This window comes from Citrobacter sp. wls829, from assembly GCF_005280825.1.
In the GTDB taxonomy this organism is placed as follows: domain Bacteria; phylum Pseudomonadota; class Gammaproteobacteria; order Enterobacterales; family Enterobacteriaceae; genus Citrobacter; species Citrobacter gillenii.
In genome coordinates, this window is the sequence record NZ_SZWP01000038.1 from 1 (window position 1) to 18,936 (window position 18,936).

An 18,936-nucleotide genomic window follows, 5' to 3' on the forward strand; every position below is an offset into this window, starting at 1 on the left:
AGGTGCTCTCCCAGCTGAGCTAATCACCCCCGCTGTGTGGAGTCGCATTATAGGGAGAGTTGAAAATGAGTCAACGCATTTTCTAAAGAAATTGTTCGTTCGTCGTAAATTTAAACAAAACGATCGCAAAATAGTCCATGCGGCATGATTTGTATACGAAAATGGCAAAGCGTGATGTTCCAACCTGAACAACATTGAGGAATCAGACCACGGTGATAGAATACGGGCCTGATAATCTTCCCAGGATTTGCCGGTTGTCGGCATCTTTATAAACGTAAGGCCATTTCATGAAAATCAAAACTCGCTTCGCGCCTAGCCCGACAGGTTATCTGCACGTCGGCGGTGCGCGTACTGCTCTTTATTCCTGGCTTTTTGCACGTAACCATAGCGGTGAGTTTGTGCTGCGTATTGAAGACACCGATCTCGAACGCTCCACGCCGGAAGCTATCGAAGCCATTATGGATGGCATGAACTGGCTGAATCTGGAGTGGGATGAAGGTCCGTACTTCCAGACCAAACGTTTTGATCGCTACAACGCCGTTATTGATGAGATGCTGGAAGCGGGTACAGCGTATAAATGCTATTGCTCCAAAGAGCGTCTGGAACAGCTGCGTGAAGATCAGATGGCGAAAGGTGAGAAGCCACGTTATGACGGTCGCTGCCGCCACGGCCACGAACATCACGCCGATGACGAACCTTGCGTGGTGCGTTTTGCCAACCCGCAGGACGGTTCCGTTATTTTTGACGACCAGATCCGTGGACCGATCGAATTCAGCAACCAGGAACTCGACGATCTGATCATCCGCCGTACCGATGGTTCTCCAACCTATAACTTCTGTGTGGTTGTTGATGACTGGGATATGGAAATTACCCACGTTATTCGTGGTGAAGACCATATCAACAACACCCCGCGTCAGATCAACATCCTGAAGGCGCTGAACGCGCCGGTGCCGGTTTACGCGCACGTGTCGATGATCAACGGCGACGACGGTAAAAAACTGTCCAAACGTCACGGTGCGGTCAGCGTGATGCAGTATCGCGACGATGGTTACCTGCCGGAAGCGCTGCTGAACTATTTGGTGCGTCTGGGCTGGTCCAGCGGCGATCAGGAAATCTTCACCCGCGAAGAGATGATCAAGCTGTTCTCTCTTGGTGCGGTAAGCAAATCGGCGAGCGCATTCAATACCGAAAAACTGCAGTGGCTGAACCATCACTACATTAACACTCTGGCACCTGAATATGTGGCAACGCATCTGCAGTGGCACATTGAGCAGGAAAATATCGATACCCGCGTGGGTCCGCAATTGTCCGAGCTGGTAAAACTGCTGGGCGAGCGCTGCAAAACCCTGAAAGAGATGGCGCAGAGCTGCCGCTACTTCTATGAAGACTTTGCTGAGTTCGATGCGGATGCTGCGAAGAAACACCTGCGCCCGGTTGCGCGTCAGCCGCTGGAAGTGGTGCGTGATAAAATTGCTGCCATCACCGAATGGACCGCTGAAAACGTACATCACGCCATTCAGTCTACCGCTGATGAGCTGGAAGTGGGGATGGGTAAAGTCGGTATGCCGCTGCGCGTTGCGGTTACCGGTGCAGGCCAGTCTCCAGGATTAGACGTTACGGTGCATGCGATTGGTAAATCCCGCAGCGTTGAACGTATTAACAAAGCGCTGGCGTTTATTGCTGAGCGTGAAAAGCAGCAGTAAGACAGTCAGAGAGACAACAAAACGGCAGGCGCAGATCCTGCCGTTTTTTTTGGCATTTATTCGGATTCATCAATGCCCAGACGGGTGAGAAAACTACGGATACCTTCGCGCGAAAGAAACAGCGCCAGTTTTTCTTGTTCCGCTGGTGACATGTTATCCAACGCGCTGATTATCTGGCGACAGGCGTGGCTACGGACAACGTGCGTGTATTCTGCAACGGGTTCTTCAGCCTGATAAAATTCCGGGATTTTGCGAAAAGCTGGGATATTGAGAATAAATTCCCGCACGCCGGCATCAATATGAATAAGCCTTGCGCGACCGCCCTTCACACCGGGAAACTTTTCGGTTTTCCAGTTTTGTTCTCTGATCCAACGATTGACCGTTTGTTTCGCGACTCCGAGACATTCAGCCAGCTCTTCGGTGGTCATTTTGCTGCGTAATTTTTTCATATTATTTGCTGTCGCGGATCCCTAAGCGTTGTAACAAACCGGTAATGCCTTCACGCAGGATCAATGACGTAAACATTTTCTGTTCTGCTGGCGTCATTTCTTTCGCGAGGGTGATCAGCAGTGTTTCAATAGAAGAGTCGCCAGCTAAAGATAAGTTGTCTGATAAACCTTCAGCTGAACGCTCTGCACTGCGAATGTATTCGCGAACTTGTTCGTTGACGTGAACCAGACGAGCTTTTCCGCCCTGAACGCCCGGTTTTGGTGACGTAGCCCAGCCTTCCTTGCGCACCCATTTATTAATGGTCTGCCGGCTGTAACCGGTCAGATTAGCAAGTTCTTCTGGCGTCATCCGTTCCTTGAACATAACGATTCCCTGAGTAGTCGTGGGGTTAATTAGTGGTTCAGTTTATAGCACCATTTTACTAGAAACCGTGACGCGTTTAACTACTGAATGCGAGTTGTTGCGCAATGTTCTTCATTTGCCTGCTTTTTCAGCGATTGAATTCAGTGAGTTAATTTTGCCGTTGACACGCGCGAAGGGAATTCATATTATGCCGCCCGTCAACTCGACAAGCTTTACGTGACGGGGCTATAGCTCAGCTGGGAGAGCGCTTGCATGGCATGCAAGAGGTCAGCGGTTCGATCCCGCTTAGCTCCACCAAATTTAATCCCACTAAATTTGGTACGTAAAGGCATCGTGGGGCTATAGCTCAGCTGGGAGAGCGCCTGCATGGCATGCAGGAGGTCAGCGGTTCGATCCCGCTTAGCTCCACCAAAATTAAGACCCTCGCTGAAAAGCGGGGGTTTTTTGTTTCTACTTCCTGCACGATCCTCTGCTTCCTCTGTCAGATCACCAAATGACGGACATAAAAAAACCGGGGAGAATCTCCCCGGCTGAGTCACTACGATTGCGATGCTACTGTCTTACAGCACCAGTGCTGCGATGGATGCGGACAGTACGCTCACCAGCGTAGAGCCGTATACCAGCTTCAGACCAAAGCGGGATACCACGTTGCCTTGCTCTTCGTTCAGGCCTTTGATTGCGCCTGCAATGATACCGATGGAAGAGAAGTTAGCGAAGGAGACCAGGAACACAGACAGAATACCTTCCGCGCGTGGAGAGAGCGTAGACGCGATTTTCTGCAGGTCCATCATGGCCACGAATTCGTTGGAAACCAGTTTAGTCGCCATGATACTGCCCACCTGCAGCGCTTCGCTGGACGGCACACCCATCACCCACGCAACCGGGTAGAAGATGTAGCCCAGGATGCCCTGGAAGGAGATGCTGTAGCCAAACCAGCCGGTGACGGTGGCAAACAAGGCGTTCAGCGCGGCAATCAGCGCGATGAAACCGATCAGCATTGCTGCCACGATAATCGCGACCTTGAAGCCTGCCAGAATGTACTCACCCAGCATTTCGAAGAAGCTCTGTCCTTCATGCAGGTTAGACATCTGAATATTTTCTTCGCTGGCATCCACGCGGTAAGGGTTGATCAGCGACAGTACAATAAAGGTGCTGAACATGTTCAGAACCAATGCAGCAACAACGTATTTTGGTTCCAGCATGGTCATGTACGCGCCGACGATGGACATGGAAACGGTGGACATTGCCGTCGCTGCCATGGTGTACATGCGGTTGCGTGACATCTTGCCCAGAATATCTTTATAGGCAATAAAGTTTTCAGACTGACCCAGGATCAGCGAGCTGACGGCGTTGAAGGACTCCAGCTTGCCCATACCGTTGACTTTGGATAACAAAAATCCAATTGCGCGGATGATAATAGGCAGAACGCGGATATGCTGCAGAATACCGATCAGGGCGGAAATGAAGACGATTGGGCACAGTACTTTCAAGAAGAAGAATGCCAGGCCTTTATCGTTCATGCTGCCGAAGACAAAGTTTGTCCCTTCATTAGCAAAACCGAGCAGTTTTTCAAACATCTCGGAGAAGCCTTTCACGAAGCCCAGCCCGACATCAGAATTCAGGAAGAACCACGCCAGTAACACTTCGATAACAAGTAATTGAATAACATAACGAATGCGAATTTGTTTACGGTCACTGCTTACCAGCAGTGCGAGTACCGCAACCACGGCAAGGGCCAGGACAAAATGAAGAACGCGGTCCATATTTGCTCCAAATATGAGGCAGGTTTAATTTCCGTGCACATTCTATGCAACAACACCAAAGAAAACGAGATCAAACACACACTATAATAAGGACCTGTGACGAGATTCAAAATTAGTGATCGGTAATACACTTCCGTGATGTTTAGTATGGAAGTGAAAAGTTATGTCATTGTGCTAATCTCATAACATTAATTAAACATCTCATCTGCGGTTCCAGTTCCCTGATCTATTTATAGACCAACGCTATCAAAGAAATCATTTTTATCCATCAAAATGAATTTGATAATCATTCTCAACTGGCGTAGTTTGAAACATAGCAAAGGCTATGTTTTTGAGGCACGAAAATGACGAACGATCGCGTTGAGACAAGCAGTGGACGGGCAGCACGCAAGCTGAAACTTGCGTTAATGGGACCTGCATTCATCGCGGCTATCGGGTATATCGACCCCGGTAACTTTGCCACCAACATCCAGGCAGGGGCTAGCTTTGGCTATAAACTGCTGTGGGTCGTCGTCTGGGCCAACCTGATGGCAATGCTGATTCAGGTATTGTCGGCCAAGCTGGGGATTGCTACTGGAAAAAATCTCGCCGAGCAAATTCGCGATCACTACCCACGTCCGGTGGTGTGGTTTTACTGGGTGCAGGCTGAAATCATTGCCATGGCGACCGACCTTGCTGAATTTATCGGTGCTGCGATTGGCTTTAAGCTGATCCTCGGCGTTTCGCTGTTACAGGGGGCGGTGCTGACCGGTATCGCCACATTTTTAATCCTGATGCTGCAACGTCGCGGGCAAAAACCACTGGAAAAAGTAATTGGTGGATTACTGTTGTTTGTGGCCGCGGCATATATTGTCGAACTGATCTTCTCGCAGCCGAATCTGGCGCAGCTGAGTAAGGGCATGATCATTCCCAGTCTGCCGAACTCTGAGGCGGTCTTTCTGGCAGCCGGCGTACTCGGCGCGACCATTATGCCGCACGTCATTTATTTGCACTCCTCTTTAACTCAGCATCTGCATGGCGGGACACGGCAACAGCGCTACGCGGCAACTAAGTGGGATGTGGCTATCGCCATGACCATTGCCGGGTTTGTCAATCTGGCAATGATGGCTACTGCTGCCGCAGCCTTTCACTTCAGCGGTCATACCGGCATTACCGATCTCGATCAGGCTTATCTGACGTTGGAACCGTTGTTGAGTCATGCGGCGGCGACGGTATTTGGTCTCAGCCTGGTGGCGGCGGGGCTTTCTTCAACGGTTGTCGGCACGCTGGCCGGACAGGTTGTGATGCAGGGGTTTATCCGTTTTCATATCCCGCTGTGGGTTCGTCGTACGGTTACTATGATGCCGTCATTCATCGTCATTCTGATGGGACTGGATCCCACCCGTATTCTGGTCATGAGCCAGGTGTTGCTGAGTTTCGGTATCGCGCTGGCGCTGGTACCACTCCTGATATTCACCAGTAACGGTACGTTAATGGGGGATTTAGTTAACACCGTCTGGGTTAAATATGTTGGCTGGATGATTGTGGTACTGGTGGTGGCGCTAAATCTCTGGCTGCTGGTAGGCACTGCGCTCGGGTTGTAAGCAAAAAGAGCCCGCAGGCTCTTTTGTTACATTAATGATGGTGGCCATGACCACGTCCGTGGCCTTTGCCGCGACCGCGATGGTCATCGCGATCGTTCCAGCCTTCACGGTAACCGCGCTCGTACGCTTTGCGCTTATCCCAACCACGATGATTACCGTTATCATGACGCCACCAGCGATTTTTGCGCCATTCATAATTATTGTGCCAGTAACCCCGGTCGCGCCAGTGGCCGCCGTCCCAGTAGTTACCATAATTATCGCGATCGCCAATTTGCAATTTTATTGATGGCAGCAGGGTGATTTCACCAGCGTTTGCGGCCAGCGGCGTGAAAGCCAATAAGGCTGCAGCCAGAATCAGTGACCTGAACATTTTTTCTCTCCTTCACGATCGAGCCGTAGCCGGCCTGTTAATGCAATATTACGGGGCAGTAAAGCCCCGTTTAATCGCCTGAACTCTTAAATCATGAAAGAGAGCACTTTTTGTTAATAAATGTGTCTTTATTTCAAACAATTCAGGATGGCGTCAATCTCTGCGCATTCTTCTGCAGACAAATGACGGTTTGCCAGCATGCCAACAGCATCTTCAATTTGCGCTGTTTTACTGGCACCAATCAACACTGAGGTGACTTTGTCTTCTCGCAACACCCAGGCCAGGGCCATTTGGGAGAGCTTTTGTCCCCGACGCTCAGCCATTGCGTTCAGCTGGCGGACTTTTTCCAGTTTCTCTGGCGTTATCTGATCCGGGTTGAGAAAACGGCTACCGCTTGCCGCACGAGAATCCGCCGGGATCCCGTTCAGGTAACGGTCGGTTAACTGCCCGCCCGCCAGTGGAGAGAAAGCGATACTGCCCACGCCTTTTTCCTGCAACAGTGACAACAATCCCCCTTCAACCCAACGTTCAAACATGGAATATTTCGGCTGATGAATCAGGCACGGGGTACCTAAGTCGTCGAGGATCTCAATCGCCTGTCTGGCAAGGTCGGCGGGATAGTTAGACAGCCCGACATACAGCGCCTTTCCCTGGCGAACAATGTGATCCAGCGCCTTCATGGTTTCTGTGAGCGGCGTTTCGGGATCGGGACGATGGTGGTAGAAGATATCCACGTACTCCAGACCCATACGTTTCAGGCTCTGGTCGAGGCTGGCAATCAGGTATTTACGCGAACCCCAGTCGCCGTAGGGGCCATCCCACATGGTGTAGCCCGCCTTGGTGGAAATAATGAGTTCATCCCGCCACGGTAAAAAATCTTCCTGCAAAATACGGCCAAAATTTCGCTCGGCAGAGCCCGGTGGTGGGCCGTAGTTATTGGCGAGATCAAAATGGGTGATCCCCAGATCGAACGCGCGCTGTAGCAGGCTTCGGCTGTTTTCTACCTGCGTGGTGTCGCCAAAATTGTGCCATAAGCCCAGAGAGATAACCGGTAGCTTGAGTCCGCTCTGACCGCAGCGGCGGTACTCCATTGTCTGATAGCGATTTTCATCCGCGTGATAAACCATGTAGACCCCTTCCTGATATCAAGATGACGTATATGTTTTAGTGTATACGGTTACACGGTCGATTCTTCAATGGTATTTCACCGGCAAAACTGTAAATCCTGCTTTCCACCCCCCCACGTCGTGTTTTCTGGACAGTCATCACAGTTCTTCGATACTCAACATGAGGTTACCGTCAGAAGGATAGCTGTCATGCAAACCGCGTATTCCGTTGCTGATTACCTGCTGGACAGACTGGCAGGGTGTGGTGTTGGCCATCTTTTTGGTGTGCCGGGCGATTATAATTTGCAGTTTCTTGACCACGTGATTGACCACCCCGACGTGCGTTGGGTTGGCTGCGCAAATGAATTAAATGCGGCTTATGCGGCGGATGGCTATGCCCGGGTCGCCGGGGCAGGGGCGCTTCTCACCACCTTTGGCGTTGGGGAGTTAAGCGCCATTAATGGAATCGCAGGCAGTTACGCAGAATATGTACCCGTGCTGCAGATAGTGGGTGCGCCGTGCAGCGGCGCTCAGCGGCGTGGGGAGCTGATGCATCACACCCTGGGCGACGGCGATTTTCTGCATTTTTATCGCATGCATCAAGCGGTAACGGCGGCCAGCGCGGTGCTTGATGCCCAAAACGCCTGCTATGAAATTGACCGTGTGCTACGGGTCATGTTAACCGAACGTCGGCCAGGGTATCTGATGTTGCCTGCCGATGTCGCCAAACAGCCCGCCACGCCCCCACAGGACAGACTGATTATTCCTCTGAGTGAATCGGAAAGTAGCGTCGTTGCGGCGTTTCGCTATCAGGCCCGTGAGCGCTTGTTGGACAGCTCGCGCGTGGCGTTGCTGGCGGATTTTCTTGCACAGCGCTTTGGTTTGCAGCCTGTTTTGCAGCGCTGGATGGCAGAAACGCCAATGGCTCATGCCACACTGTTAATGGGTAAAGGCCTTTTTGATGAACGTCATCCTGCGTTTGTTGGCACCTACAGCGCGGGGGCCAGCAGTGAATATGTGCGCCGGGCGATAGAAGATGCCGACACCGTTTTTTGCGTGGGTACCTGTTTTGTCGACACGCTAACCGCCGGTTTTACGCAATGCTTGCCGCAGGAGCGCACGATTGAGGTTCAACCGCATGCTTCACGTGTGGGAAGCCAGTGGTTTAACATCCCGATGGAGCAGGCGGTTACCACGCTACGGGAGCTGTGCCTGGAGCTGTCGTTTTCTCTGCCGCCAGAACGCCCGCCTGTCGGGCGACGTCAAGTTGAAAAGGGGCCACTGACACAGGAAAATTTCTGGTACACGGTGCAGCAATACCTGGCACCTGACGACATTATCCTCGTCGATCAGGGGACTGCGGCATTTGGTGCCGCTACGCTTTCGTTACCTTCCGGGGCGGAAGTACTGGTACAGCCGCTGTGGGGATCGATTGGTTATTCCTTACCCGCCGCACTGGGAGCGCAAACGGCATACCCGGATCGGCGGGTGATCCTGATTATTGGCGATGGCGCTGCCCAGCTTACCATTCAGGAATTGGGTACGATGCTCAGAGACGGACAAACGCCGGTTATTTTGCTGCTCAATAATGACGGCTATACCGTGGAGCGGGCTATTCACGGGGCAAACCAGCGTTATAACGACATTGCCGGATGGAACTGGACGCAGGTGCCACAGGCGCTGAGCCGCGAGTGTCAGGCGGAGTGCTGGCGCGTGACGCAGGCTGTACAGCTGGAGGAAGTTCTGGCCCGGCTGGCGCGCCCGCAGCGGCTTTCGTTAATTGAAGTGATGTTGCCAAAAGCCGATCTGCCTGAGCTTCTGCGCACGGTGACCCGTGCGCTGGAAGCCCGTAACGGGGGATAGTTATTGATCGGGGCGGTTGGCGATCATCATCGGTTTACCTGCCAACAGCAGCCAGGCGGGAAGCATGACGATGCACAGCAGCGGCAGCAGGGTGGCATCGGGGACCACCACTGCCGCCATAAACAGGCTTAGCCAGGCGTCGCGGGTGACAACCAGCACCAGCCCCAGAATGGCGCAGGAGACGGTGATTGCTGCCGGAACCGCTTCGACATGGGCATGCAGCATCAATCCCAGTGCCACGCCAACGAATACCGCCGGGAAAATACGTCCTCCACGAAAACCACTGGCGGCAGCAACCACTAACGCCGCCAGTTTGATCACCGCGAGCATGAAATAGTCTGATGCCCCCAGCGTTTGGCTAAACGCCATTTGCTGCATCTCATCCAGCCCTTTAAACAGGGTAAGTGGTCCCCCAATAATGCCCAGAATCCCAAGCAGAAAGCCGCCAACGCCGAGAATCAGTACCGGGTGTTTCAGGCGATGAATCAACTGATGTAAACGGGGTAAACACCACACCGCCACCATGCCTGCCGCAATGGCAATGGCGGCAACCACCGCGCCGCTAAAAATATCGGTCAGCTGTAGCTGAGTATATTGGGCGATGGGCAATGAAAAATGCGGATGAAAGAACAGGTCAGTCGTCAGTGCACCGGCAGCAGCAGCCAGCAGTGGCGCAAACAGGCGATCCCATAACGGCACATCGTTGGAGCCATTCAGCGTTTGTGAAAATATCAGTGCCGCGGCGACAGGCGTACCAAATAGCGCTCCGATGGTGCCCGCAGAGGCGAGAATGGTCCAGTCCAGCTTATTAATTCGAGGGAACAGACGCACGCCAATCGCCGCCGCCAGCGCGATATTCACGGTCATTATTGGGTGTTCAGGCCCCAAACTGACGCCGCCGGCCAGGCCGAGGATCAGCGCAGCCAGCAGGCCCGGCAGTGCTGACGTGGGGACCGGCATTCCGATTAGCGGTTCACAGGCTGGGTCCGGTCCCGCATGCCCGTGGCTGTAGCGGATGACGAGTCCGACCAGTATCCCGGTCAACGTGAGCATACCGATTATCCACAGCGAAGAGTCATGAGCAATGCCGATGCTGGCGGGCAGGCGCTCCCATAAAAATTGCTGTAAAACGGCGGCCACTTTCATGACGATGATCAGCACCAGGCTTGAGGCAACGCCAATGATCAGTGCGGGAGTGGATAACAACAGCATCGTTCTGGCTCGCGGATGGAGCATTTTCTATTCCCTCAAATAGAGTCATAAGCATAGTTTGCACAGCCTGCCTGCTGACATCGCTGCAAATGGTGCTGAAACGATAAAGTAATTCTGTGATCTGGGTCGATATTTTACCGGCATCAGCCTTCAGGCCGTTGTTGTTATGCCCCCATGAATTTACAGTGTGGCAAAGATTTATTCTGACTTTAGCGGAGCAGTAGAAGAATGACAAAATATGCTTTAGTAGGTGATGTTGGCGGCACCAACGCGCGTCTTGCTCTGTGCGACATTGCCAGCGGTGAAATTTCGCAGGCTAAGACCTATTCAGGACTGGATTACCCCAGCCTTGAGGCCGTGGTTCGCGTGTACCTGGATGAGCATAGCGTCAGCGTCGAAGACGGGTGTATTGCGATTGCCTGTCCGATTACCGGCGACTGGGTGGCGATGACCAACCATACCTGGGCGTTTTCTATTGCTGAAATGAAAAAGAATCTCGGTTTTAGCCATCTGGAAATCATCAATGATTTCACCGCCGTGTCGATGGCGATCCCGATGCTGAAAAAAGAGCATTTGATCCAATTTGGTGGCACGGAGCCGGTAGAAGGTAAACCGATTGCCGTGTACGGTGCGGGAACCGGTTTAGGCGTAGCGCATCTGGTGCACGTCGATAAGCGCTGGGTGAGCCTGCCGGGAGAGGGCGGTCACGTAGATTTCGCACCTAACAGCGAAGAAGAGGCGATTATTCTTGAAGTCCTGCGCGCTGAGATTGGCCATGTTTCTGCAGAACGCGTGCTGTCCGGTCCGGGGCTGGTGAACCTGTACCGCGCTATCGTCAAATCCGACGGACGTCTGCCGGAAAACCTGCAGCCGAAGGATATCACCGAACGTGCGCTGGCAGACTCGTGCACTGACTGTCGTCGGGCGCTGTCGCTGTTTTGCGTGATCATGGGACGCTTTGGTGGCGATCTGGCGTTAACGCTGGGGACCTTTGGCGGTGTTTATATTGCCGGCGGGATTGTGCCGCGCTTCCTTGAATTCTTTAAAGCATCGGGTTTCCGCGGTGGCTTTGAAGATAAAGGTCGTTTTAAAGCCTACGTACAGGATATTCCGGTGTATTTGATTGTGCATGATAACCCTGGTCTGCTGGGTTCCGGTGCGCACCTGCGCCAGACGTTGGGGCATATTCTGTAAAATCCCTGCCGGATGGTGTCTATTAACACCTATCCGGCACACTATAAATAATATGCCTGCCGCCGTCAGGGTAACGCATTATGTCCCGTGAGTTTTACTCGCAATCTCGTTCAGTACTATCGCTATCATCTGTTGTTCAAACATTTCGCCGTGCAGGTATCTTTTTTCTCTGTATTTTTTATCTGTCTCGAGATAAGGCTGATGCAAAACGCATTCAGGTGGCGTACACGAAATAAGAGTATTAATGACGTCGATTGGCTGAGGATATTCAAAAAAAAGCGCGCCAGGATGGTAGTTATGCTGAATTTGCCATTCTGCAAGGTCATCCAGAAAACAGTCAGCTTCTGGTTTTGACATTGTGCTGGCTTTTTCGCTGCCCCACACCACACTCGCCAGGTTGTATAACCCATGTGCGTATGGCCAGAACATTTTATTGAGCTTAGTAAGACCCGCGTCCTTCAACTTTGGTACGCTTTTACAATATAAATCGAGCTGCACGCCCGCTTCTGTCACATCCTCCTCGAGGAGCGCCATCAGATAACGGAGGATACACACATCGCTGGCTGCCTGCTTCGTCGCCAGTACCTTTTGCGCTCGTTTACTGGCTTCAGCCGCAAAATCAGTTCGTTTGTACCACAGCGCCATGACTAAATTAGCAATCGCTATAGTAACAGGGTGACCGTTGTCACTGAGACCCCATTTTTCAGGTAACAGCAGCGGTACGCGGGCAAACAGGCCGGCAGCAAGAATATCGAGAGTCGTCCAGATGTTTATACTGTGGTCGCATCCGGAATCTACGCCGAGTGTTGTATGTTTGATCATGGCTGACTGACGCAGCGCAGCGTGCAGTAATGCCATATCGTTGGCGAGGATGGCCGTTTTATATCCTAATAAATCAGGATTGTGATTAATGCGCAGCATAAAAAGCCATAGCCTTATCTGCTCTTGCAGTGACGCATCTTTATGGCATTGCGTCTGGGTATCCAGACATTCTGCTAAATAATCATCGGTATCCATCCATACCCGGGCATTTTGATCAGCTTCTTTCGCGTATTCACGCAGATATGCACGTTGATATTTTTCCGTCAGCTTTGCCATTAAATCTCAGCGCTCTTTCTTTGTGGGGTAAGTGTTATAAATGCATTAACTGCCTAAACTCTTTCACTTTACTTCGACTAACCGGGATTTCAAATTCCAGGTCTTTTAACCGCAGAATGTAGGTGTTATTGAACCACGGCTCGATTTCACGGATTTTATTCAGATTCACGCAGAACGAACGGTGACAGCGGAAGAAATGTGAAGCCGGCAGTTTGCTGCAAAATTCGCTGATGTTCATCGGCATGACGTACGATTCCCGTCGTGTGTAGACAAACGTCATCTTTTCATGTGCTTCAGCGTAGTAGATATCGTTGATCGGAGTCACGATGATTCGCTCATCTTTGATCAGATTGATAGTGTCATTCTCGCGCGTGACGGGGGTTATGTGTGGGGTTCCCGTTTGTTGCTGCTGCCAGGCTGCTTCCAGCTTTTGCAGCATTCCGACAATCCGTGACTCCTGGTACGGTTTCAGAATGTAGTCAAACGCTTCGAGTTCAAACGCCTCAACTGCGTGTTCTTTCCATGCAGTAATAAACACAATAAAGGGTTTATGCGCGAACTGGCTGATGTTTTGTGCCAGCAATACGCCGTCCAGCGAGGGAATATTAATATCGAGAAAAATGGCGTCGACGCGGTTGTGCTGCAGAAATTTCAGCACGTCCAGACCGTCGTCAAACGTGCCGACAATATCCATCTGGCTGTGTTCTTTTATCAGCCAGCTTAGTTCCTGTTGGGCCAGGAATTCATCTTCAACAATGATGACTTTCACTACTTCACTCCTGGTTAAAGCAATAAGGTCGCCGGTGCGGCAGCGGGGGAGTGCTGATTGGGCACATAAAACGCAATCTCGGTGCCAGGTTCCAGGCGGCGGATATGAAGCCCTTCGCCGTAGAGTAGCTTCACACGATGATGCACGTTCAACAGGCCGATTTTATTGCCCGGCATTTCGTTGGACTCGACCCGCTCAATGACTTTTGGATCGATACCGTGACCGGTATCCCTGACGGCGATGCGTACCCGGTTACCGCACTCTGCGACGCTGATAGTGACCACGCCTTTTCCTTTGCACGACTGGATACCGTGAACGATGGCGTTTTCTACCAGCGGCTGAATCAGCAGGCTGGGAATATAGCAGCTTACCTCTTCATCAATATCATAAATAACCGTTAGCTTATCGCCAAAGCGAGCCTGTTCAATGGCGATGTAGTCCTTAATTTGATACAGCTCTTTCTTAATATCGATCTGCTCATCGTCTTTCAATTCAATATTATAGCGAAGATAACGCGACAAATTAAAAATCAGCTGGCGGGCGGTATCTGGGTTAAGCCTGACCGATGACGAAATAGCGTTTAGCGCATTAAACAGAAAATGGGGATTGATTTTACTTTGCAGCGCACGTAGCTCTGCCTTATTTGCCATCTCCCGCAGTTGCTCTGCACGGGAAACCTCAAGCTGTGTAGAGATAATCTGCGACAAACCGATCGCCATTTCCTGTAACGAGGAGGTGATCTGATGGGCGTGACAGTAGTAGATTTTCAGCGTGCCGGTCACGACGCCTTTCTCCCAGAGCGGGATCACCAGCATGGAGTGTATTTCCGGCGTTCGATGCGCTTCATCATTGTTTTTTATTATTATTTTGCCGTGATTGATGGCTTCCTGCGTAGTGGGGCTGACGAAGTCATCGTTATTGCGATAGTTGAGTTCCCCGACGCCAACATAGGCCAGAACGTGCTGGGTATTGGTGATGGCAACCGCATCTGCGTGAATGTCATGGCGAATAATTTCGCATACCTGACGTAACGACTCGCTGTTGACATGGCGAAAGAGCGGCAGGGTTTTGTTGGCAATATCCAGTGCCAGTTTGGCCTGCTTGGCGGCGCTGGCCTCTTTCTCTCCTTCGACGCTTTGTACCAGCATCACAATAAAGCCAATACAGACGCTGCCGAGAATCATCGGGATACCGATTTTTGAGACAATATCCAGTCCCAGTTCGGTGGTGGGGGCCCAGGCGACCACCAGAATCATGGTCAACGTTTCGCACAGCATCCCACCTAAAATACCGGCACGCCAGTGCTGTGCTTTGGGGATTTTACGGTTGATCCAGCCGGCAATACAGCCCGCCAAAATACTGGTGATAAAGCACGGCAGGGCGGTGACGCCGCCAATGTCGATCAGATAGCGGTGGATACCTGCGATGATGCCGGTAATGATGCCAACCCACGGGCCGAACAGGATCCCCCCCGACATCACCGCAATAATACGCACGTTTACCAGAGAACCTTCGACCGGTACTCCGGACCAGGTACTGAACAGGGCAAACATAGAGAAAATGGCCGTTACGGCGAGCAGTTCCTTCGGGGAGTGGGCTGACTTGTGCAACAGTTCTCGAAACAAGCGGATACGAATCAGAAAAAACAGGCAGAACAGCATCAGCGCTGCCCGATCAAAGACCGCCAGCAGCATATTGAATATTTCGTGCACGGGTGACTCTTGCGAATAGATTAAACCTCTATGATAGGTAACCTGAGCAAGGATGACCAGCATCCCCATTGCGCCGGGATAATGAGGAAAAACCATATAATTAAAAGGGGATTGTAAAGGAAAAGTGTGTTTCTCCGAATTTTCCAGGATTGATTGATTTTCAGAGTAAAATTTATAACTTCAATATGTTAATGAATGGTGATTTTTGCAGACCGCGTAAAATGTTTATTTCCCTGTTTATTTTTATTGATCCTCTTTTAGGGTAGGAGAAAATATTTTGCGTTGCCTCTCGACAGAAGGAATTTATTCAGGCTATTTTCTAAACGTGCCACCATCGTGGCAGCGTCGCTCGGACGGTCCGGGCGCTAACGTGAATCTGAGGATACTATGGCTGACTCCCGCCCTGAACGTCGCTTTACGCGTATTGATCGTCTTCCCCCTTATGTTTTTAACATCACTGCTGAACTGAAGATGGCTGCGCGTCGGCGCGGCGAAGATATTATCGATTTCAGCATGGGGAACCCGGATGGGGCTACGCCTCCTCACATTGTCGAAAAACTGTGTACCGTGGCCCAGCGCCCGGATACCCACGGTTATTCAACCTCTCGCGGTATTCCGCGTCTGCGTCGGGCGATTTCCCGCTGGTATCAGGACCGCTATGATGTCGAGATCGACCCTGAATCCGAAGCCATTGTGACCATCGGATCTAAAGAGGGGCTGGCGCATCTGATGCTGGCTACGCTTGATCACGGTGACACGGTCCTCGTGCCTAACCCAAGTTATCCTATTCATATTTACGGTGCCGTAATTGCCGGGGCTCAGGTGCGTTCTGTACCGCTGGTGGAAGGGGTCGACTTCTTTAATGAGCTGGAGCGGGCGATCCGTGAAAGCTACCCGAAACCAAAGATGATGATCTTAGGTTTCCCATCCAATCCTACCGCGCAGTGCGTTGAGCTGGAATTCTTTGAGAAAGTGGTTGCGCTGGCTAAACGCTACGACGTGCTGGTGGTTCACGACCTCGCCTATGCCGATATCGTCTACGATGGCTGGAAAGCGCCGTCGATCATGCAGGTGCCTGGCGCCCGCGATGTGGCGGTTGAATTCTTTACGCTGTCGAAAAGCTATAACATGGCGGGATGGCGTATTGGTTTTATGGTGGGTAACAAAACGCTGGTTAATGCGCTGGCGCGGATTAAGAGCTACCACGATTACGGAACCTTTACACCGTTGCAGGTTGCGGCCATTGCCGCACTGGAAGGCGATCAGCAGTGCGTACGGGATATCGCAGAGCAGTATAAGCGTCGACGCGATGTGCTGGTCAAAGGGCTGCATGAAGCGGGCTGGATGGTAGAGATGCCGAAGGCATCGATGTATGTCTGGGCAAAAATTCCTGAGCAGTATGCTGCAATGGGCTCGCTTGAGTTTGCTAAAAAAATGCTGAATGACGCGAAGGTCTGCGTGTCACCGGGGGTGGGTTTTGGTGATTATGGCGATACCCACGTGCGCTTTGCGTTAATTGAGAACCGTGACCGTATTCGCCAGGCGATCCGAGGCATTAAAGCCATGTTCCGTGCAGATGGTTTGCTGCCCTCCAGCACGAAATCAGCCTCTGAAAGCGCTGATTAACCAAACGGTTAACCCACAAAAGCAAACAGGAGCCTGTGGGCTCCTGTTTTTTGCTGCATCTTTTAATTTAGATCATCAGGGCAAATGTACCGGCCCAAACGATGACCATAAATGAAATGCCCATAAAGAAATATTTCACTTTTCATCACTCCGCGTATTAAAGCACGCCTAAATGAACATACACTTACCTGATAGAGAGCTGACTCCAGCGTCAACGAAAGGGAGAATACCCCGCGTTTGTTTCGCTGCATCATCTCAGAATTCTGAGCTGTAATGCTCCAGACGGCGCTAATGTACGCCTAAAAATGAAGCGAGACAAGAGGCATTTTTTTATTTAATTTTAATAACTTACATGTGTCGTGAATCGGCGACAGTTTGATTTCCTTCAGCAATGAATCGCCACTGAGCGACGCGCTGATTACTCAGAGAATTCTCATATCACCATACTCATAATGCGGCTAATTTTGCGCAAAAATTGATAATGAAAAGGTTAAAAATGACCAGATTAATGATGTTAGCACTCGTTCTTACCCCACTGACGTCGATGGCGGCAGCTCCGCAGGCGTTGAATTTCAGCTGTGCAAGTATTGGTGGTGTGAATAGTGATGGTAAAGGTAATGTCTGGATTGATGGAGAGAAAGCCACCGTTAAGACATTCAACGAAAATTACTGGGAAGCGAAAAGCGGTAAAAATACCGTTTCTATTTCCCGTAATGATGACGGTAGCCCGGCCGTTTCCTGGACTGGCCCTAATCGTAAGCACGGGATTTGCCAGCCTGACGATGAGAAGAGCTATGCGCCGGCGAAAAAATCGGTGAATGTTGGCCCGTCTTTCTCCTGTGCCGCGGTCGACAAGGGAAGTATGGAGGACATTATTTGTCAGAGCCCGTCACTTTCCGCAATGGACTTGAAACTGAATGGCATCTACAAGCAGGCGTTGGTGAAATCAAACAATGATTCGACGCTGAAAGCCGAGCAGCGCGGTTGGATCAAAGGCCGCAACGAGTGCTGGAAAGAGCAGGATAAGCCTGCCTGTCTTTCCCGCGAATACAGTCAACGGATGACTGAACTACAGAACAAATGGGGCATTAAGTAATTCAGCCGCAGAAAAAAAGAAAGGCCATCTGGCCTTTCTTTTTACGTATATAACGAGGCTTCACCCATCGGGCGGGTTTTGAAACGACGATGGATCCAGAGATACTGCTCGGGTGCACGCATAATCTCTTTTTCAATTATTTTGTTCATATAAGCCGCAGCCAGGCCCTCATCAGTTGGGTAACCTTCCATCTCCGGCGTGATAAACAGACGGTAGCCAGAATTGTCCGTTTTTCTCACCATGGTGACGGTCAACATTGCAGCACCTGATAAACGTGACAGTACGTAGGTACCATTGGTTGTCGCGACGTCCTTGACGGCGAAAAAGGGTGCAAACGAACTGCCTTTGCGACCGTAGTCCTGATCGGGAGCAAACCATACGGCTTCCCCTTTTTTCAGGGCGCCGACAATGCCACGCAGGTTATTTCTGCCGATCATGGCTTTGTTTGAGCGCATCCGACCACGGGTCTGGATCCACTCCATTAACTTATTGTTATGCGGGCGGTAGGTTGCCATCATGGGTTGGCAAAGCCCCATCACGCGGCCCCCCAACTCCAGTGACATAAAGTGTACGCCTACTACCATCACGCCGCGGTTTTGCGACTGTGCACGCTTCAGGTTGTCGAGACCTTCGACGTCAAACCACTTACGCACGCGACGGTCAGGCCAGAACCAGGCCATGCCGGTTTCAAGCAGCGCCATGCCAAGAGAACGAAAGTTTTCTTCGACCAGTCTGTCCCTTTCTGCCTGTGGCAGATTCGGGAAGCACAGTTCGAGGTTTTTACGGGCAATAGATTCACGACGTTTTAAAAACGGGCGAGCAAGCGTTCCGGTACGCGTACCCAAAAAGCACAATACGGGGTAGGGGAGTTGCACCAAGAGCCAGAGCACACCGACACCAAACCATGTGAGCCAGTAGCGCGGATGCAAAAACGCGCGTGAAAATTTACATTGGGGGAACATAAGCACCTGTTGTTGATACTAATAAGATGTATCGCGAAGATTCTTTGTCGACAGCGTTACACTCTG

General features: G+C 51.3%; 17 protein-coding genes and 2 tRNA genes. 8 read left to right on the top strand and 11 right to left on the bottom strand.

What is annotated here, in order from left to right:
* The first annotated feature begins 287 nt into the window (after nucleotides 1-287).
* A complete protein-coding gene (gene gltX / locus FDW88_RS04500; protein WP_115257841.1) occupies nucleotides 288-1,703 on the top strand; it encodes a glutamate--tRNA ligase in 1,416 nt (471 codons plus the stop codon).
* 56 nt (nucleotides 1,704-1,759) lie between these two features.
* Here the strand turns inward: gltX and FDW88_RS04505 are convergent, their stop codons facing one another.
* On the bottom strand, nucleotides 1,760-2,152 hold the full coding sequence (locus FDW88_RS04505) for a YfeC-like transcriptional regulator (RefSeq protein WP_096756265.1): 393 nt from the start codon (nucleotides 2,150-2,152) through the stop codon (nucleotides 1,760-1,762).
* A 1-nt stretch (nucleotide 2,153) separates the two neighbouring features.
* A complete protein-coding gene (locus FDW88_RS04510; RefSeq protein WP_096756266.1) occupies nucleotides 2,154-2,516 on the bottom strand; it encodes a YfeC-like transcriptional regulator in 363 nt (120 codons plus the stop codon).
* 221 nt (nucleotides 2,517-2,737) lie between these two features.
* Here FDW88_RS04510 and FDW88_RS04515 point away from each other — a divergent pair.
* Together FDW88_RS04515 and FDW88_RS04520 are read left to right on the top strand one after the other, a co-directional pair.
* Nucleotides 2,738-2,813: transfer RNA gene (locus tag FDW88_RS04515), tRNA-Ala, on the top strand.
* 38 nt (nucleotides 2,814-2,851) lie between these two features.
* Nucleotides 2,852-2,927: transfer RNA gene (locus FDW88_RS04520), tRNA-Ala, on the top strand.
* A 149-nt stretch (nucleotides 2,928-3,076) separates the two neighbouring features.
* Here the strand turns inward: FDW88_RS04520 and nupC are convergent.
* Nucleotides 3,077-4,279, bottom strand: coding sequence for a nucleoside permease NupC (gene nupC / locus FDW88_RS04525; RefSeq protein ID WP_115257842.1), 1,203 nt, complete (start codon nucleotides 4,277-4,279; stop codon nucleotides 3,077-3,079).
* Nucleotides 4,280-4,623: 344 nt separating this feature from the next.
* Here nupC and FDW88_RS04530 point away from each other — a divergent pair, with 344 nt between their 5' ends.
* The gene (locus tag FDW88_RS04530; protein ID WP_117343677.1) at nucleotides 4,624-5,862 is read left to right on the top strand and encodes an Nramp family divalent metal transporter; all 1,239 of its coding nucleotides are present in this window, start codon (nucleotides 4,624-4,626) and stop codon (nucleotides 5,860-5,862) included.
* 31 nt (nucleotides 5,863-5,893) lie between these two features.
* Here the strand turns inward: FDW88_RS04530 and ypeC are convergent, their stop codons facing one another.
* Both ypeC and mgrA read right to left on the bottom strand, forming a co-directional pair.
* Nucleotides 5,894-6,232 carry a DUF2502 domain-containing protein YpeC gene (ypeC, locus tag FDW88_RS04535; protein WP_096756273.1) on the bottom strand — a complete coding sequence of 113 codons (339 nt, stop codon included), beginning with the start codon at nucleotides 6,230-6,232 and terminating at the stop codon, nucleotides 5,894-5,896.
* Between the two features lie 128 nt (nucleotides 6,233-6,360).
* The gene (gene mgrA, locus FDW88_RS04540; RefSeq protein ID WP_096756274.1) at nucleotides 6,361-7,359 is read right to left on the bottom strand and encodes an L-glyceraldehyde 3-phosphate reductase; all 999 of its coding nucleotides are present in this window, start codon (nucleotides 7,357-7,359) and stop codon (nucleotides 6,361-6,363) included.
* A gap of 189 nt (nucleotides 7,360-7,548) precedes the next feature.
* Between mgrA and FDW88_RS04545 the strand changes: the two genes are divergently transcribed.
* Nucleotides 7,549-9,201, top strand: a complete 1,653-nt coding sequence (locus tag FDW88_RS04545; protein WP_137362110.1) for an alpha-keto acid decarboxylase family protein — start codon at nucleotides 7,549-7,551, stop codon at nucleotides 9,199-9,201.
* On the opposite strand, the gene FDW88_RS04550 is transcribed toward FDW88_RS04545, so the two are convergent.
* Complete coding sequence (locus FDW88_RS04550) at nucleotides 9,202-10,437, bottom strand: ion channel protein (RefSeq protein ID WP_115257846.1); 1,236 nt, start codon at nucleotides 10,435-10,437, stop codon at nucleotides 9,202-9,204.
* A gap of 204 nt (nucleotides 10,438-10,641) precedes the next feature.
* Here FDW88_RS04550 and glk point away from each other — a divergent pair, with 204 nt between their 5' ends.
* Nucleotides 10,642-11,607 carry a glucokinase gene (glk, locus tag FDW88_RS04555; protein WP_096756277.1) on the top strand — a complete coding sequence of 322 codons (966 nt, stop codon included), beginning with the start codon at nucleotides 10,642-10,644 and terminating at the stop codon, nucleotides 11,605-11,607.
* Between the two features lie 78 nt (nucleotides 11,608-11,685).
* Here the strand turns inward: glk and FDW88_RS04560 are convergent, their stop codons facing one another.
* Genes FDW88_RS04560 through FDW88_RS04570 form a run of 3 tightly spaced genes read right to left on the bottom strand, consistent with a single transcriptional unit; the run spans nucleotide 11,686 to nucleotide 15,186 of the window.
* Complete coding sequence (locus FDW88_RS04560; protein WP_137362111.1) at nucleotides 11,686-12,705, bottom strand: hypothetical protein; 1,020 nt, start codon at nucleotides 12,703-12,705, stop codon at nucleotides 11,686-11,688.
* Nucleotides 12,706-12,739: 34 nt separating this feature from the next.
* On the bottom strand, nucleotides 12,740-13,474 hold the full coding sequence (gene ypdB / locus FDW88_RS04565; RefSeq protein ID WP_115257849.1) for a two-component system response regulator YpdB: 735 nt from the start codon (nucleotides 13,472-13,474) through the stop codon (nucleotides 12,740-12,742).
* A 14-nt stretch (nucleotides 13,475-13,488) separates the two neighbouring features.
* The gene (locus tag FDW88_RS04570; RefSeq protein WP_115259914.1) at nucleotides 13,489-15,186 is read right to left on the bottom strand and encodes a sensor histidine kinase; all 1,698 of its coding nucleotides are present in this window, start codon (nucleotides 15,184-15,186) and stop codon (nucleotides 13,489-13,491) included.
* A gap of 387 nt (nucleotides 15,187-15,573) precedes the next feature.
* On the opposite strand from FDW88_RS04570, the gene alaC reads away from it, so the two are divergent.
* The gene (gene alaC, locus FDW88_RS04575; protein ID WP_115257850.1) at nucleotides 15,574-16,812 is read left to right on the top strand and encodes an alanine transaminase; all 1,239 of its coding nucleotides are present in this window, start codon (nucleotides 15,574-15,576) and stop codon (nucleotides 16,810-16,812) included.
* A gap of 67 nt (nucleotides 16,813-16,879) precedes the next feature.
* Here alaC and ypdK read toward each other — a convergent pair whose 3' ends face one another.
* Nucleotides 16,880-16,951 (bottom strand): membrane protein YpdK, encoded by a 72-nt coding sequence (gene ypdK / locus FDW88_RS04580; protein WP_010723117.1) that lies wholly within the window; start codon nucleotides 16,949-16,951, stop codon nucleotides 16,880-16,882.
* A gap of 342 nt (nucleotides 16,952-17,293) precedes the next feature.
* Between ypdK and FDW88_RS04585 the strand changes: the two genes are divergently transcribed.
* Entirely contained in the window at nucleotides 17,294-17,908 is a 615-nt protein-coding gene (locus FDW88_RS04585) for a lysozyme inhibitor LprI family protein (protein ID WP_096756287.1), read from the top strand.
* 41 nt (nucleotides 17,909-17,949) lie between these two features.
* Here FDW88_RS04585 and lpxP read toward each other — a convergent pair whose 3' ends face one another.
* Nucleotides 17,950-18,870, bottom strand: coding sequence for a kdo(2)-lipid IV(A) palmitoleoyltransferase (gene lpxP / locus FDW88_RS04590; protein ID WP_096756288.1), 921 nt, complete (start codon nucleotides 18,868-18,870; stop codon nucleotides 17,950-17,952).
* Between the last annotated feature and the right edge of the window lie 66 nt (nucleotides 18,871-18,936).